Origin of the sequence: Salinivibrio costicola subsp. alcaliphilus (assembly GCF_001996185.1) — a bacterium.
GTDB lineage: Bacteria > Pseudomonadota > Gammaproteobacteria > Enterobacterales > Vibrionaceae > Salinivibrio > Salinivibrio costicola.
On sequence record NZ_MUFR01000114.1, the window covers coordinates 1 to 802 of the forward strand.

At 47.9% G+C, this 802-nt stretch carries 2 pseudogenes; both read left to right on the top strand.

Annotated features, from left to right (window positions below):
* Positions 1 to 467: pseudogene (locus tag BZJ21_RS16400) on the top strand (hypothetical protein); the annotation flags it as partial.
* A gap of 74 nt (positions 468 to 541) precedes the next feature.
* Positions 542 to 802 (top strand): annotated as a pseudogene (locus tag BZJ21_RS15410) (glycosyl hydrolase family 26); the annotation flags it as partial.

The window sequence follows — 802 nt, forward strand, 5'->3', positions numbered from 1 at the left end:
ATTTTGGCGCTGAGTTTTTTGTCATGGCCTCAACCAAAATCAACACTCAAGGCAGCATTGAGTTTATCCCAGATGCTAAGCCAGCCTATGCCTTTGATGCCCAGCAGGCCGTCACAATGACCACCGAGATAGGGATACGAGGCGGCGTTAAGGTCTGGGTGTTAGAGGGGCTGTTCGAATTAAAAGGCGGTATTGTCGCCAATGCCAAGTGCGTACTCACAGGCGGAGAGGATAAAACCGAGCTTATCTTCTGCCATGAAGGCATTAAGGCGTATGTCAAAATGAAGGTCACGTTTAGTATCGATGGGCAGGGCGAAGATTCGTCAAACAACCAAGGCGGCTTTGATGGCTGGGAGAGTGAGAACTCAGCAACCACAAGCGAAGAAGAAACACAAGAATGGGTGTGGGTTGATCCTTTAAGTGCTGATGACTCCCCGCACCGCACCACATTATTTGGTGGCGACTAGCAGAGGATACCATGAGAGCCATAACGTTAATTTTAACTGTCATTTTATTAGCCGGATGTTTTGGAGATAAACAAATGAGGCAAGCGAGAGAGCAGGTGTCGACCGTTGATATCGAGATTGATAATGAAGGCGAGAATCCACCCGTGTTATACACCGCCAATATCCGTTCGCAAACCATGTATTGTAATGGGTTAGTTAATGATATCGATGCCATAGATAACCTAGGCTCGCCGGCTGCCACCTTCTCATCGGGGTTTAACGCTACCGCGTACTTGCAGCCTGGTGAAAACCAAATAAATATCCGTGTATTACCATCAGGCGCGTATGAGGATGAC